This window comes from Natronosalvus halobius, assembly GCF_024138145.1.
In the GTDB taxonomy this organism is placed as follows: domain Archaea; phylum Halobacteriota; class Halobacteria; order Halobacteriales; family Natrialbaceae; genus Natronosalvus; species Natronosalvus halobius.
This window is the reverse complement of the sequence record NZ_CP099997.1, coordinates 3088923-3103538: the sequence shown is the minus strand read 5'-3', so window position 1 is coordinate 3103538 and position 14616 is coordinate 3088923. Positions and strand designations below refer to the sequence as shown.

Genomic DNA, 14616 nt, shown 5'->3' with positions numbered 1-14616 from the left:
GTTGCTGTTCAATCGTCGTCCATCGGCATCGTCATCGGCTCGACGCGCTCGCCCCGGGGCCCCTCGAGGTCCACCCCGGGGAGCAAATCCCGCAGGTACAGCCCCGTGTAGGAGTTCTCGCTTCTGGCGACTGCCTCGGGGGTGCCGGTGGCAACGACCTCGCCGCCGTTCTCGCCGCCCTCGGGGCCGAGGTCGACGATGTGGTCGGCGTTCTTCACGAGGTCGAGTTCGTGCTCGATGACGACGACGGTGTTGTCGTTGTCCGTCAGGCGGTGAAGCACGTCGATGAGCTTGCGCTCGTCCTCGGAGTGCAGTCCCGTCGTGGGCTCGTCGAGCAGGTAGAGCGTGTTGCCCGTGTCTCGCTTGCCGAGTTCCTCGGCGAGCTTGATCCGCTGAGCCTCCCCGCCCGAGAGCGTGGTCGAGGGCTGGCCCAGTTTCATGTAATCGAGACCGACGTCTTTCAGGAGCTGGAGGCGACGGCGAAGCTGGCTCGAGGACTCGAAGAAGTCGTAGGCCTCCTCGATTGACATCTCCAGGACGTCCGCGATGGTCGCATCCTTGTAGGTGACGTCGAGAGTGGCGTCGTTGTACCGGGCGCCGCCGCAGGCCTCGCAGGGGACGTAGACGTCCGACAGGAAGTTCATCTCGATCTTTACTGTACCTTGCCCACCACACTCCGCACAGCGCCCCTCTTTGACGTTGAAGGAGAATCGCCCCTTCTCGTAGCCGCGCTGTTTGGCGAGTTTCGTCTGGGCGAACAGCTCCCGGATGTAGTCGAAGACGCCGGTGTACGTCGCCGGATTCGAGCGCGGGGTGCGCCCAATGGGCGACTGGTCGATCAGTCGAACGGTCTCGATGTCCTCGATTCCCTCGATGGCGTCGTGGTCGCCCGGAATCACGGAGGTGTTGTCGTTCATCTCCCGTGCCAGGGCCTTGTAGAGCACCTTGTGCATCAGGGTCGACTTTCCAGAGCCCGAGACGCCCGTGATCGCCGTGAAACACCCCATCGGGATGTCCACGTCCACGTCGTCCAGGTTGTGCTGGCGGGCCCCGCGGATCGTCAGCGCACCCTGTGGCTCGCGGCGCTCCTCGGGGACGGGAATCCCCTTTCGCCCGGAGAGGTACTCACCCGTGATCGACTCCTCGCAAGCCTTGACCTCCTCGAGCGGCCCGTTGACGACGACTTCGCCGCCGCGCTTGCCGGGGCCAGGACCCATGTCGATGACCTGGTCGGCCCGCCGCATCGTCTCCTCGTCGTGTTCGACGACGAGCAGCGTGTTGCCGATGTCGCGAAGTTCACAGAGGGTGTCGAGCAAGCGGTCATTGTCGCGCTGGTGGAGCCCGATGGAGGGCTCGTCCAGGACGTAGAGCACGCCGACGAGGCCGGACCCGACCTGAGTCGCGAGCCGGATGCGCTGGCTCTCGCCGCCCGAAAGCGTCGAGGCCTCCCGGTCGAGCGTGAGGTACTCGAGGCCGACCTCGCACATGAAGCCCAGGCGGGCGCGAATCTCCTTGAGGATCTCCTCGGCGATGGTGAGGTCGCGACCCGACAACTCGGCCTCGAGCCCCTCGAAGTGCTCGAGGGCGTCACCGATGGACAGCCGGTTGACCTCGTCGATCGAGGTTCCGCCGACGTGAACGTGGCGGGACTGCTCTTTCAACCTCGAGCCGTCACAGGCCGGACACTCCGTGACGGCCATGTACTTCTCGATGTGGTCGCGGGTGCCGTCGGAGTCGGTCTCGAGGTAGCGTCGGTCGAGGTTGGGGATGACGCCCTCGAAGCGCTTGGTCTTGCGGCGAATGCCGTTCTTGGTGCGGCGCTTGAAGACGACCTGGCGGTCGGTGCCGTAGAGGAACTGCTCTTGAATACTCGCGTCGAGGTCTTCCCACGGCGTCTCGAGGCTCACGTCGAAGTGCTCGGCCACCGCATCGAGTCGCGTCTGGTAGTACGAGCGATTGTAGCTCCAGGGTTCGAAGACGTGTTTGAGCGACTTCGAGGGGTCCTGGATCACCAGATCCTCGTCGACCTCCTTGGTCTTGCCCAGCCCCTCACACTCGGGACAGGCGCCGTGCGGGCTGTTGAACGAGAAGCTTCGGGTCTCGATTTCGCTGAACTGGAAGTCACTGTTTGGATTGCCCAGCGCCGTCGAGAACTCGATGGTCAGGCGGTCGTCACCCTCGCCCGCCAGGTCGCCCGTCGAGCGGGTGTTCGATCCGAGGTCGATCTCGTCGCTCGGATCGGGGATGATGAGTTTGAGAACGCCGTCGGCCTCCTCGAGGGCCGTCTCGACGCTGTCGGTGATCCGGGGACGGGCCTCCTCGCTGATCTTCACGCGGTCGACGATCACGTCGATTGTGTGGTCGTAGTTCTTGTCGAGGTCGGGTTTCTCGGTCGCGAGGTCGACCTCCTCGCCGTCGACTTCGACTCGTGAGTACCCCTCGGTCAGGAGTTCTTCGAACAGGTCCTCGAAGGCCCCCTTCTGGTCGCGGACGATCGGGGCGGCGATTTTCGCACGGGTGCCCTCGGGTAGGGACATCACCTGCTGGACCATGTCCTGGGCGCTCTGGGTGCCGACCTCCTCGCCCGTGATCGGATCGTACTGGGTGCCGACGCGGGCGTACAGGAGACGGAGGTAGTCGTGTAACTCGGTGACGGTCCCGACGGTCGACCGGGGATTGTTCGCCGCGTTCTTCTGGTCGATCGAGATGGCAGGCGAGAGCCCTTCGACGGTCTCGACCTGGGGTTTGTCCATCTGCCCCAGGAAGTTGCGGGCGTACGCAGAGAGGCTCTCGATGTAGCGGCGCTGGCCCTCGGCGTAGATCGTGTCGAACGCGAGGGAGGACTTTCCGGACCCGGAAAGCCCGGTGACGACGGTGAACGACTCGCGCGGAATCGAGACGTCGACGTCCTTGAGGTTGTGTTCCTGTGCCCCACGGACGTCGATCTGGTCCTTGCTCATCGCTGCCCTCGTCTCGATCGTTCTCGCGGTCGTTCGGCGGCTCGATTCATGTACCATAGCCAGTAGTCGAAGCGACTTAACGAGACTGATAGCGGCTCATCGAGTGGCGTGATATCAAGGCACGCGGATCGCCGGAGTGGTCGACGATGCCGATTCGAGAGCGAAGTCCGTAATCGGACGGTACGGTGAGCGTACACCCGTCTGGGAGGCAGATGCAAGCAACGCGTTCCTTTGCGTGAGTGTCGAACGCATCGTATGGTCGTTGCCACAGCCATCGTCTTCCTCGTCAGCCTGCTGCTTGGCGCGGTGGGCATCTACGTCGGGGCACGGATCATCGTCGGCGAGAAGGACTTCGATCACGCGATCGTCACCGCGTTGCTCGGCGCGATCGTCTGGACCGTCGCCGGGGCGCTCGTCGGCTGGATACCGCTCGTCGGGCCGCTCGTCGCGCTCATCGCCTACGTCGGCGTGATCAACTGGCGCTACTCGGCGGAGTGGACCGGCGCCGCGATGATCGCCCTCCTCGCGTGGCTCACCGTGTTTGCCGCGCTGTACGCACTCAGTCTGGCCGGCGTGACGGGGGTCGAGGCCACCGGCGTGCCCAACGTGTGAGACGTCAGCGGGAGCGAGCGATCCGGCTCACTCGAGGCTCGATACCCGCCCGGACGTTACGTAGAAGGGAACCGTCTCCATCCGCTCGTAGGTGCCTGCTTGCATCTGCTCGATCACTTCCCGGCCCATTTCGCGCCAGGCCCGTCGCAGGTCGTCGTACTCCTCGTCCGTGAGGTCGCTCTCGAGCATCGTCGCCCGGTCGTCGGCCAGACCGGCCCCCGTCGCCTTCCGGCGGGCCACCGTCAGCGCGTGGTCGTCGTAAGGTGATTCAATCGAGCGGTCGTGGTCGTAGCGCACGGTGGTGACGTCCTCGAGGCCAACCGACTCGAACACCTCTCGAGCGTCCGCCCCGAGGGTCACGTCCGTCTCGATGCCACCGAGGTAGGCTCGGCGAGCGCGACGCTCGAGGGGAGCCTCTCGCGGGACCGTCGACTCGACGGTGACAGCCCCGTTGTCGGGTTCGACGGCGGCGACGCCATCGCTGGAGACGCGGGCGAACTCCTGGACGGCCACGGCCGGGTCGGGCAGGTTGATCAGGAGCGCCTGACAGAGCACGAGGTCGAAGCTGTCGTCGGCGAAGGGGAGGCGGATGGCGTCGCCCTGGACGACGGGGACTGCCGACGCCTGCTCGGGACCCGACGAATCACCAGCGAACTCGAGCAACGACCGGTCGACGTCACACCCGACGACCTCGCCTGGACACTCCTCGGCGAGGACGCGAGTGAGTTCACCCGAGCCACAGCCCACGTCCAGGACGCGTTCGCGAGAGCCGAGGTCGAGACTCGAGAGGGCCTCGCGGGAGTCGGCCCACATTCCCTCGCGGGTCCGGCGGAGGTAGGCTTCGGAGAACGCGCGCACGCCCTGGGGATTGCGGGTGGCGGGTAAAAAGGCGTCTGGATTGTGGCGACGAGGCGGTCTCGAGTTACGTGGGCGCTGGCGAATCGTGAATCGGGGGTCGACGTCAAGTAGCCTCAAGCGATGTCCAGGACCCTCGAGTGATTTCGATCGATGCCCAGCGTCCTGATCGACATCGAGCATTGATGCGCGTCGGTGGCCACAGCCCACGCAGTGCCGTCGGCCTGGCACACACAAGAGGTACAACACGCCCCACCGTAGTGTGACTCGAGAACGATGCTCGAGACGGTCGGAATCGTACTGTTCGTGCTGGTGGTGGGGTTCGTGCTGTTTCTCCCGTCGATTGCCATCTCCTGGTGGCAGTCCAGAGAGCGGGACGACGACCACGAAGAGCGAGAGAGTCGCTGACGCGGCGTTTCGATCGGTTGAGGAAGATTTCGATGATTTATGAGAGTTCGCCGCCCACCCCGAGCATCCTCGAGGAGCAGATCAGGCCTCTTCGGCGGCGTATCGAAACGCCCGAAGCACGTTCCGTCCGTCCTCGGTGAGGGTGACGTACTTCTCGCGACCGACTTTCTCGATCTCCAAGTACCCCTTCTCCAGCAGGGGATTCACGGCATGTCGATCCAGCAGTCGATAGTATCCCTTCCGCGTCGTCGCCTCGGACCGCGCGACGAACGGGAACGCCGACTCGAGGGCGAAGTCGATCAGGTCTGTCTTGGGAACCCCGCGATAGCGCCCGCTGGCCGTCTCCGCGGTCTCCGCGTCGACGTGTGCCAGAAACGCGACGTGGACGTCCGACGGTCGTTCGATGGGGTACCTCGGTAGTTCGAATATTTCCGCCACCTCCTCGTGAAGCGGTTCCTCGGGGATCCGCGACGCCTCTGGGCCGTACGACGGCCGGGCGTAGATCGGCCGTGCGCCGGTCGCCATGCAGGCGATCATGCCCGCGATGGCGGTGATCTTGCTCCCGGCGGAGAGGTTGACGAAGACGTCGTCGTCGGCGTAGTCCGCGATCGCCGCCGAAATCGTCCCGAGCGTGTCGTACAGGTCGAAGATGTCACAGGAGCGGCGGTCGACTGTGATGCGCTCGTTTGCCTCGAGTTCTTCGAGGAGCGCTCGAACGAACGGAATCTCCCGGTCGCTGTCACGGTACTCGATCGGTACGACGCGATCGGCCTTCCACCGCAGGATCGGTTCTTTCACGCGAGCGTACTCGAAGCCGAGCGGGACGACGTGAACGCGGTCGGTCACCGGCGAGTCGCGGCTCATACGTGGCCATGAGCGACCAATAGTAAAAGGAACCCGTTACCGTCGTTACCAATACTACCTCCGCCCAGCGACCTGGATGAGCAACACGCCCACCAGCACTGCGGCCATGCCGAGACCGTCCGTGAGCGTGAGCGACTCGCCGAGGAAGATCCAGCCGAGGAGCGCCACCTGCACGAGCATCGTGTTGTTGATGACGCTCGATTCCGTCGCGGTAAGCGTCTGTAACGTCCGGTTCCAGAGGGTGAACGCGAACGCCGTGTTGACGACCGCGAGCCAGAGGACGATGGCCCAGCTCCGAAGGCTCAGCGACGGGAGGCCCTGCACGGCGATACCCGTCCCGAGGAGTAGAGCCGATCCGACCCCCATGCTGACCGTCGTTACGGCGAGCGCCGACAGCGTTCCGTCGCGATTCGCGTATCGGCCGAAGATCGACGCGAGGGCGTTCGAGAGCAGCCCAACGGCCATGATACCGAGGCCGACCAGCGCGAGGACGCCGAGGTCGAACGGGTAGAAGTAGACCCCGACGCCGACGAACAGGACCACCATCCACAGCCACTGTCGTCGCGAGGCGCGCTCGCCAAGAAGCGGGACACTACACAGGGCAACCACCGCGGGTGTGAACGTCAGGAGAAGGCTGACGGTCGCCGCTCGCAGGTACTGTAGCGCGAGGAACTGCGCCCCTTGCGTGATCGCGTACATGAACAGCCCGAGGGCGAGCAACACGGCGAGTTCTCGCCGCTCGAGCCGTCGGACGGATCGGTGCCCGCCCTCGCGGAGAAAGAGTGGAACCAGAACGACCGTCGCCACGCCGTAGCGCAACCCCGCGAACGTCACCGCCGGAATCTCCTCGAGGCCGACTTTGATGAGGACGTACGAAGACGACCAGAGGACAGTCACGAATAGCGCTTCGAAGACGGCTCGCGTACGTTTCGATCCGGATAGGCCGCCTGCTGTCTCCGTCGTATCCGCGCGAGTTCGCATCGAACGGAGGACGGCTGGCAACGATGGTAACAGTATTTCCGTTACTATCGTTACTGATTGATACTGTTCGTTACTGTGCGTTACTGTCGACTGAGACTGACGAACTACAGAGCACGCCGGGGAAACGTGTAGAAGACGAAGAACTACCTCTTGCAGCGTTCATACTGCTTCTCGCAGCGTTCAGTGATTGACCATGTTCTCCCGTTCTTGCTCGATTGGTGAACGCGGTCTTCCTCCCTTCCGACGCAACAGCCGCCGTTACTCGTGTTCTTCGTCCGGTGCCACCGGTTCGCCGTCTTCCATCGGCCACTCGAGTTCGACTTCGAACTCGGCCTCGTCGTCGGTGACCTCGTACTCGACTTCCAGTTCGAAACGCTCTGGAACGTCCACCGTGAAGCCGTCTTCCCCCTCGATGTCGATCGTCCCGTTCTCGACGCCATCAGCGACTTCGCGCAAGATTGCCGCGCCGTCCGATCGATTCATTACCCGCTCGCCTTCGCGTTCCGTCTCGTCGGCTTCCGATTCCGCTTCCGTCTCGGATTCGTGTTCGTCGTCTGCCATACCGGAAGCACCACGGCTGCTGGTAAAATAGACGTGCTTTCAACGTCACGTCTCTGCCTCGAATCCTTCCAAACGAGTTGCGGTACCAACTCCGAAGGAGTACGATACCGGGGACTCCGAACGGGTGTCGAGGCTGGGGCTAGGCCTCGCGCAGTTCCTTGACCTTCGCGATGTTCCAGGCGAAGCCCTTCCCGTCCTCGGTAGGCGTCTCGAGCGCGAACGGCAGGTCACGGAGGTCGGGGTGATTCACGATGGCGCGCATCCCATCTTCGCCGATGTAGCCCTCGCCGATGAGCGCGTGCTCGTCCTTGTGAGTGCCCACGTCGTGTTTCGAGTCGTTGAGGTGGATGTACTCGAGGTGCTCGAGGCCGACCACGTCGTCGAAACGCCCGACGGTCTCGTCGACGGCTTCGGGCGTCGTGAGGTCGTTGCCCGCGACGAGGGTGTGGGCGGTGTCGATGCAGATACCGATGTCCTCGTCGGTGCGGTCGATGATTCCCGCGAGGTGTTCGAACTCCCCGCCCAGCTTGGTCCCGCTGCCGGCGTCGGATTCGATCAGGATGGTTACGTCTTCGGGCACATCCAGGTCGTCGATGACGCTCGCGGCGTTGTCCAGGCCGCCCTCGACGCCCGCGCCGGTGTGGGCCCCGAGGTGGACGTTCACGTACGGGACGCCCAGCTGGTCGGCCGCGTCGAGTTCGGCTTGCATGCTCGCCATCGACTTCTCCCGGAGGCCCTCCTTAGGGGTACAGAGGTTGACCAGGTACGCCGAGTGGATCACCCACGGGCCCTCAAGCAGGTCATCGGTCTCCTCGCGGAAGCCGGTGGCGGCCTCCTCGCTAATTTCGGGCTGGGCCCAGACCTGCGGGGAGGTGGTGAAGATCTGTCCGCAGTTACCGCCGAATGCGAGCTGTCGGTGAACGGCGTTGCGGACGTCGCTGTACGGTGGCGTCTCCTCGTCAGAGGAGACCCGCGATCCGGAGATTGACACGTGTGCGCCGACGTGCATAGACATATCGACGAGTCTGTATCCGGGGATCAAAGGTACTTCGAACCCGGCCAGGGAGACGAGCCGTTCCGGCGAGTTTCGAACGTACTCGTCAGACTGGCAGACTCGCCTTCGGGCGCCACGCCTCGTCAATTCGGGTGCCCGTCTCCGCCAGCGCGTCGAACACCGTCTCGATGTCCGCCTCGGTCGTCCGGTGGCTGCAGATCGACATGCGGAGGGCCCGTCGACCGCGAATGGTCGTCGTCGTGAGGAACGCGAGACCGCTCCGGACGACCTCGTCGGTGATCGCCTGGTTGAGTTCGTCCAGGTACTGGTCAACCCGCGCCAGTGGCACGTCCGGTGGGTCGGCCAGCGTCATCTGAAGGTCGTCGGGCACGTACCTGAACGAGTAGATGAACAGGTTCGGCTCCTGGACGGCCAGGAAGTCCTCGTGATCGCGAACGAGCGTATCGAGGTGTTCGCCACAGCGAACGCTCGTTCGCAACAGTTCCCGGTAGCCCTCCAGTCCGTAGTACTTCATGGACACCCAGAGCTTCAACGCGCGGAAGCTGCGGGAGAGTTGCGGGCCGAACTCGTAGAAGTCGAACTCCTGTGGCGTCTCCGCGACCGATCCCCGGAGATACGACGCGTCCATCGCGAACGTCTTCGCGAGGCAGTCCTGGTCGCGGACGAGCACTGCGCCACACTCGTAGGGAACGAACAGCCACTTGTGCGGGTCGAGCGTCACGGAATCGGCGCGCTCCATGCCGTCGTATCGCGACTCGAGTTCGGGAACCATCGCCCCCACCGCACCGCACGCGCCGTCGACGTGAAACCAGAGTTCGTGTTCGGCACAGATGTCGGCGATGTCCCCCAGGGGGTCGATGGCACTCACGTTGATCGACCCGGCCTGGCCGACGACGCAGAAGGGCTCGGCCCCCGCTTCTCGATCGGTCTCGAGCAGCCGTTCGAGGGCCTCTACGTCCATCGTGAAGTCGTCGTGGCTCGGCACCCGCCGTACAGCGTCGCGGCCGAGGTTGAGCATGTCCGCGGCCCGAACGACGCTCGAGTGGCCCTCGTGGTCGGCGACGTAGAGCGTGTATCGCGGACGATCCTCCTGTAGCCCAGGCCCCGTCGTCTCGTACGCCGTGTGATCACGCAGTGCGGTCATGAGGGCGGTGAAGTTGGCCATCGTCCCGCCGCTGGTGAGGAGGCCACCGGTGTCGGACGTGTAACCGATCGCCTCGGCCAGCCAGCGGATGCACCGCCGTTCGATCTCGGTTCCGGACGGTGCCGGATGCCACCCACCGACGTTCATGTTGACCGTCGCCGCAATGGCGTCGGCCAGCGGGGCGAGCGGCGTTCCGGACCCCATCACGAAGCCGAAGTACCGCGGCGAGGGGTTGTGGGTCGCGTACGGGATAACCGACTCCTCGACGGCGTCCAGGATGCGTTCCGGATCCTCCCCCTGCTCGGGAAGGGGTTCGTCGAACGCCGCGACGACGTCCTCGGGGTCGTCCTGGACGTAGACGGGGCGGTCGTCGATGCGCTCGTAGTAGTCGGCGATCAGGTCGACGGTCCGGTAGCCGGCCGCCCGGAACTCGTCGGGATCGAGATCGCCCACCGGCCGATCCTGGGTAGCCATGACCGCACCACCACACGTGGTGAGTTAACACTTACCAGTGGAGAGGTGCCGTACGTCGTGCGTAGCCCGGGGAACGGACGCGGTCAGTCGGTTGCGCCGCACTCGAGCGTCCTGGATGTGGACGACACCCGAGTGGCGAATTCCTCACGCGCAGGACCGCTCCCATTGTTTTCCGACGAGCGAGACGTGGGCCTCGAGTCGAGTACGTACGCTAACGAGGCGCATGGTCGTGTAGCTGATGAGGAACCACGAGACGCGCGTCGAATACGGGGAACGCTGGAGCACGACTGGATCGCTAGTAGACCCGCCCGCTACTCGCTGCTCACCCCTCGAAGCTGCTGACGTGTTCGGGTCGAATCGAGATGATGACGCGTTCAGACTGGATCGGATTCGGGTACTCGTCCTCGCCCATGTAGCGCTGTGCCAGTTCGTCGATGTGTTCGCGCGCGCCCTCCGTCGTGACCTCGTCGACTTCGCCCGTCACCGACAGCATCCGGTAGGGATTGTCCGGGTCGGTCATGCTGATTGCGATTCGCGAATCGTTCTCAGCGTTCTTCGTCTTTCGCCGGTCGCGCTCGGTGTTCACCAGCAGCCGATCCGCGTCGGCGTCGTAACCGACCCACACCGGCGTGACGTGGGGCGCCCCGTCCGGAAGCAAGGTGGCGACGTGGGCGAATGTTTGTTTCTCGAACAGGTCGTGGAAGTCGGTCGGGATCGATGCCATATCGACCGTTCGCTCCCGCGGAACTAAGATGCAAACCCCACTTACGCAAATCCCCCTCGATCACTCGAGGCGAGCCCGTTCAATCAGTTCCACGGGATGGGGCGGTCGGTCGGCCTCGAGCACCTGCGCAAGTTGACTCCGACAGGAGGTGCCGGTGGCCGTCACGCGGTCGCCTGGACTCGCCTCGACCTGGTCGGCGAGCAAGGTTCCGATAGCCAGTGACAGGTCGTAGTGCTCGGCCTCGTAGCCGAACGAACCGGCCATCCCGCAGCACGTCGAGTCCAGCGGGTCGACGGCGTAGCCGGCCCGTCGAAGGACGCCTACGGCGTGGTGATCGGTTCCCTGCGCCTTCTGGTTGCAGTGGCCGTGGTAGGTCAGCGACTCGCCCGACGCGTCGAACTCGAGTTCTCGATCGAGGCCCAACCGGTCGACGTACTCCAGGACGCCGAACGCCGCGCTCGAGACGGCTTCGAGCGCTCGCGAGTCGACGTCCGCACCGCCAGCGAGCAGGTCGCGGTACTCGTCCTGAAACATGACGGCGTCGGAGGGCTCGACGAAGACGACCGACCAGCCACGGTCGGCGTAGGGAGCCAGCGCGCGGACGTTGCGTTTCGCCCGGTCGCGCGCCTCATCGAGCAGGCCCATCGAGTAGGCCGCCCGGCCGCTGGGAGCGAGGTCGGTCGGAACGCGGACGTGAACGCCGGCGGCCTCGAGCAGGCGAACCGCGGCTTTCCCTGGCCCGAGGTCGCTGTAGGTAGTGAACGTATCGGGGAACAGGACGACGGCGGCCCCGGCGTCGGATTCCGGAACGGCGGGACCATCCCGGGCGTCCCACCAGTCGTGGAACGTCTCCCGTTCGAACGACGGCAAGTGACGGTCGCGGGCAATCCCCAGGGTTCGCTCCATCACGGGTCGAACGCCCGGCAGGTCGGGCACGCGGTTCGAGACGGGCGCGACGGCGCTCGCGAGGGCCGCCAGTCGGTCGATATTCGTGAACAACTTCGTCCGGAGGCTCGCGCCCTGATCCTGGTGGTACTGGTGTTTGGCCGCCGCCTTGAGCTTCGCCAGGTCGACACCCGTCGGGCAGTCGCTCGAGCAACCCTTACAGCCGACACAGAGGTCGAGGACCTCGGACTGGAACCGTTCGGTGTACAGTTCCTCCGGTGGAAGTTCGCCCGAGATTGCCGCTCGGAGCAGGTTCGCCCGTCCGCGTGTCGTCTGGATCTCCTCGCCGGAGGCGCGATAGGTCGGGCACATCACGTCGCTATCGGTCTGGCGGCAGGTGCCACAACCGTTACACAGTTCAACGAGGTGAGCGAAGCCGCCCTCGTCGTCGAACGAGAGCGTCGACCGCGGCTCGAGCGAGTGGTAGGCGGGCCCGTAGCGCAGGTTCTCGCGCATGTCGGCGCCCACCCCTCGTTCGCAGTCGGGACCGACGTCGTCGGGCCCGTCGCGGTAGACGACGTTACCGGGGTGGAGACGCCACTCGGGATCGAAGGCCGTCTTGAGTGCCTTGAACGCCGCCCACAGGTCGTCGCCGTACATCTTGGGGGTAAACGCTGTCCGGGCCTTCCCGTCGCCGTGTTCCCCGGAGAAGGCGCCGTCGTGCTCGAGCACGAGGTCGGTCACGTCCTCGGTGATGGCCTGCATCGTCTCGACGCCGTCGTCCTCCTTGAGGTTCAGGATGGGGCGAATGTGGAGGGTACCGGCGCCCGCGTGGGCGAAGTACGCCGCCGATGTGCCGTGGTCGCGTAGGATCTCCTCGAACCGGCGGACGTAGGTGGCCAGTTCAGCCGGCGGCACGGAGGCGTCCTCGATGAACGGGTAGGGTTTGGGGTCACCGTCCATGCTCATCAGGAGCGGGATCGCCGCCTTCCGGAGCTTCCAGAGGTCGCCCTGGGCACCGTCCGTGTAGGCCTCGACGACGTCGAAGGCGTCGCCGTCGTCGACGAACTCCGCAGTCGTTTTTGCGATGGCCGCCTCGAAGTCTTCGACCAGTTCGGAGTCGAACTCAAGCATCAGCGCCGCAGCAGCCTCCTCGGGGATGGCCCCGGCGTAATCGGCGTACCCTTCTGACTCGCGGGCGAGACGGAACACCTCGTCGTCCATCAACTCGACGGCGCTGACGTCGTGGGCGAGCGCGCGAGGGACAGCGGCGAGTGCGTCGATCAGGTCCGTAAAGGGGTAGACCACGAGCGCCGTCTCCTCGGGAACCGTCACGAGCGAGAGGGTCGCCTCGACGACGATTCCAAGGGTACCTTCGGCACCTACCAGCAGCTTCGAGAGGTTGATCGTTCGCTCGCCGTCGTCAGTCTCGTCGATCACCTTCTGGAGGTTGTAGCCGCTGACTGACCGTTTGAGGTCGGGGTAACGCGCCTCGATTTCGGCCTCGTGGTCCTCGACTAGGCCGCGTACCGTCTCGTAGATGTGGGCCTCCTGGTCGTCTTTCCCGACGATTTCGTCCCACTCCGGCCCGTCCAGGACGACTTCCCGCGCGTGGATCAGCGAGCCGTCGGCGAGGACGACCTCACAGGCCTCGACGTAGGCGTCCGTGATCCCGTAGCGAACCGAGTGCGCTCCCGTCGAGTTGTTGCCGATGCCGCCGCCGACCGTCGCCCGGTTCGAAGAGGCCGGATCTGGCGCGAACTTCAGTCCGTGGGGCTCGAGGCGGGCGTCGAGGTGGTCCTGGACGACGCCGGGCTGGACGACTGCCCGCCGGTCGTCGGGGTCGACCGCGAGGACGTCGTTCATGTGGGTCGAAAAATCGAGGACGAGACAGCCCGGACCGACGGCCTGGCCGGCCAGCGACGACCCGGCCCCGCGAGGGAGGATCGGCACGTCGAACTCGGCAGCCGTTTCGACGGCCGCGCGCACGTCGTCGACGTCAGTCGGGTGGGCGACGCCGGCCGGTCGAGCCTGGTAGATGCTCCCGTCGGTGGCGTAGAGCACCTGGGCGTACTCGTCGAAGGCGACCTCGCCCTCGAGGCGCGTCTCGAGTGCCTGGGCGAGAGCGGCGTACTCCTCGACGGGTGGGCGGTCCCCGCCGGTCGACTCGAGGTGAGATCCGACATCGCCTGCCACAGGTGGAACGTCCTCAACTGCCATGCCCCCTCGTACACGGAGGGCGGTCAAATATGCTGTGCCAGATAGTCTCTCACGAAGGATCCACAGCGGGTCGGCACCGACGCCTTCCGGATCGACCAGCAGACATACGTCGCTCGCCTCGAGAGTCCCCAGCATGCGACTCGCGAGACTGTCGACGCCCGACGGGCCCGTCTCGGGCCAGCTCGAGGTTGGGACTGCAACCTCCGAAGACGGCTACGACGGCGCCGTCCTCCGCGCCGACGGCGGGACCTACGAGGTCGGCCGGGACGGCCGCCTCCTCCCGCCGTGTGACCCCTCGGCGCTGTACTGCGTCGGGAGAAACTACGCCGACACGCTCGAACAGATGAACTACGAGCGCCCAGACGAACCGGACTTCTTCATCAAGCCTCCCACCTCCGTACTCGGACACGGTCAACCGATTCAGTATCCGGGGTTCACCGACGAGCTGACCTACGCGGGCGAGTTGGCGGCCGTGATCGACCGACGCTGTCGGGACCTCGCACCCGAACAGGTCCCCGAGGTCGTCCGCGGCTACACGATCATGAACGACGTGGACGCCCTCGACCAGCAGGGCCGAACCGCCCGCAAAGCCTTCGACGGGTCGGCGCCGCTGGGCCCCTGGCTCGAGACCGACATCGATCCGACACGCCTCGAGATGCGGACGGACGTCGCCGGGGAACGTCGCCAGGAGGCGAGCACTGAACTGATGCTGTTCGATCCCTTCGAAGTCGTCGCCTTCCTCTCCGAGCGGTTCACCCTCCGTCCAGGCGACGTGGTCGCCTTCGGCAGCCCGGCGAACCCAGGGCTGCTCGAACCCGGTGATGCGGTCGAGATCACCTACGAGGACGTCGGAACGCTACGTAACGTCGTCGAGCACTAACCGAATTCGGGCAATTCGGCCGAGCCGTCGCTC

Annotated in this window: 12 protein-coding genes; 3 read left to right on the top strand and 9 right to left on the bottom strand. The window is 65.2% G+C overall.

Going from position 1 to position 14616, the window contains the following annotated elements; translation table 11 throughout:
• Positions 1-8 precede the first annotated feature (8 nt).
• Entirely contained in the window at positions 9-2960 is a 2952-nt protein-coding gene (gene uvrA / locus NGM15_RS15095; protein ID WP_253432686.1) for an excinuclease ABC subunit UvrA, read from the bottom strand.
• A 255-nt stretch (positions 2961-3215) separates the two neighbouring features.
• Between uvrA and NGM15_RS15090 the strand changes: the two genes are divergently transcribed.
• Positions 3216-3572: a hypothetical protein gene (locus tag NGM15_RS15090; protein ID WP_253432683.1), complete on the top strand. Its 357-nt coding sequence runs from the start codon at positions 3216-3218 to the stop codon at positions 3570-3572.
• A gap of 27 nt (positions 3573-3599) precedes the next feature.
• On the opposite strand, the gene NGM15_RS15085 is transcribed toward NGM15_RS15090, so the two are convergent.
• Positions 3600-4430: a class I SAM-dependent methyltransferase gene (locus NGM15_RS15085; protein ID WP_253432681.1), complete on the bottom strand. Its 831-nt coding sequence runs from the start codon at positions 4428-4430 to the stop codon at positions 3600-3602.
• A gap of 273 nt (positions 4431-4703) precedes the next feature.
• Between NGM15_RS15085 and NGM15_RS18760 the strand changes: the two genes are divergently transcribed.
• Positions 4704-4835 carry a hypothetical protein gene (locus NGM15_RS18760; protein ID WP_256498876.1) on the top strand — a complete coding sequence of 44 codons (132 nt, stop codon included), beginning with the start codon at positions 4704-4706 and terminating at the stop codon, positions 4833-4835.
• 81 nt (positions 4836-4916) lie between these two features.
• On the opposite strand, the gene NGM15_RS15080 is transcribed toward NGM15_RS18760, so the two are convergent.
• The 7 genes from NGM15_RS15080 to NGM15_RS15050 all read right to left on the bottom strand — a co-directional run bounded on the left by NGM15_RS15080 (position 4917) and on the right by NGM15_RS15050 (position 13703).
• Positions 4917-5699, bottom strand: a complete 783-nt coding sequence (locus tag NGM15_RS15080; protein ID WP_253432679.1) for an HFX_2341 family transcriptional regulator domain-containing protein — start codon at positions 5697-5699, stop codon at positions 4917-4919.
• A 54-nt stretch (positions 5700-5753) separates the two neighbouring features.
• A complete protein-coding gene (locus tag NGM15_RS15075; RefSeq protein WP_253432676.1) occupies positions 5754-6680 on the bottom strand; it encodes a DMT family transporter in 927 nt (308 codons plus the stop codon).
• A 258-nt stretch (positions 6681-6938) separates the two neighbouring features.
• Positions 6939-7241 (bottom strand): amphi-Trp domain-containing protein, encoded by a 303-nt coding sequence (locus tag NGM15_RS15070; RefSeq protein WP_253432673.1) that lies wholly within the window; start codon positions 7239-7241, stop codon positions 6939-6941.
• Positions 7242-7380: 139 nt separating this feature from the next.
• Entirely contained in the window at positions 7381-8250 is an 870-nt protein-coding gene (locus NGM15_RS15065) for a deoxyribonuclease IV (protein WP_253438134.1), read from the bottom strand.
• A 91-nt stretch (positions 8251-8341) separates the two neighbouring features.
• A complete protein-coding gene (locus NGM15_RS15060) occupies positions 8342-9874 on the bottom strand; it encodes a pyridoxal phosphate-dependent decarboxylase family protein (RefSeq protein WP_253432672.1) in 1533 nt (510 codons plus the stop codon).
• A gap of 322 nt (positions 9875-10196) precedes the next feature.
• Positions 10197-10598 carry a PPOX class F420-dependent oxidoreductase gene (locus tag NGM15_RS15055; protein WP_253432669.1) on the bottom strand — a complete coding sequence of 134 codons (402 nt, stop codon included), beginning with the start codon at positions 10596-10598 and terminating at the stop codon, positions 10197-10199.
• A gap of 60 nt (positions 10599-10658) precedes the next feature.
• The gene (locus NGM15_RS15050) at positions 10659-13703 is read right to left on the bottom strand and encodes an FAD-binding and (Fe-S)-binding domain-containing protein (RefSeq protein WP_253432666.1); all 3045 of its coding nucleotides are present in this window, start codon (positions 13701-13703) and stop codon (positions 10659-10661) included.
• Between the two features lie 133 nt (positions 13704-13836).
• Between NGM15_RS15050 and NGM15_RS15045 the strand changes: the two genes are divergently transcribed.
• On the top strand, positions 13837-14583 hold the full coding sequence (locus NGM15_RS15045) for a fumarylacetoacetate hydrolase family protein (RefSeq protein ID WP_253432664.1): 747 nt from the start codon (positions 13837-13839) through the stop codon (positions 14581-14583).
• Positions 14584-14616: the final 33 nt, after the last annotated feature.

Bases quoted from the DNA above. Each gene is read 5' to 3' on its own strand.
- NGM15_RS15090 (WP_253432683.1), top strand. From the start codon at position 3,216: ATGGTCGTTGCCACAGCCATCGTCTTCCTCGTCAGCCTGCTGCTTGGC.
- NGM15_RS15055 (WP_253432669.1), bottom strand. From the start codon at position 10,598: ATGGCATCGATCCCGACCGACTTCCACGACCTGTTCGAGAAACAAACA.
- NGM15_RS15070 (WP_253432673.1), bottom strand. From the start codon at position 7,241: ATGGCAGACGACGAACACGAATCCGAGACGGAAGCGGAATCGGAAGCC.
- NGM15_RS15045 (WP_253432664.1), top strand. From the start codon at position 13,837: ATGCGACTCGCGAGACTGTCGACGCCCGACGGGCCCGTCTCGGGCCAG.
- NGM15_RS15060 (WP_253432672.1), bottom strand. From the start codon at position 9,874: ATGGCTACCCAGGATCGGCCGGTGGGCGATCTCGATCCCGACGAGTTC.
- NGM15_RS18760 (WP_256498876.1), top strand. From the start codon at position 4,704: ATGCTCGAGACGGTCGGAATCGTACTGTTCGTGCTGGTGGTGGGGTTC.
- NGM15_RS15050 (WP_253432666.1), bottom strand. From the start codon at position 13,703: ATGGCAGTTGAGGACGTTCCACCTGTGGCAGGCGATGTCGGATCTCAC.
- NGM15_RS15075 (WP_253432676.1), bottom strand. From the start codon at position 6,680: ATGCGAACTCGCGCGGATACGACGGAGACAGCAGGCGGCCTATCCGGA.
- NGM15_RS15080 (WP_253432679.1), bottom strand. From the start codon at position 5,699: ATGAGCCGCGACTCGCCGGTGACCGACCGCGTTCACGTCGTCCCGCTC.
- NGM15_RS15065 (WP_253438134.1), bottom strand. From the start codon at position 8,250: ATGCACGTCGGCGCACACGTGTCAATCTCCGGATCGCGGGTCTCCTCT.
- uvrA (WP_253432686.1), bottom strand. From the start codon at position 2,960: ATGAGCAAGGACCAGATCGACGTCCGTGGGGCACAGGAACACAACCTC.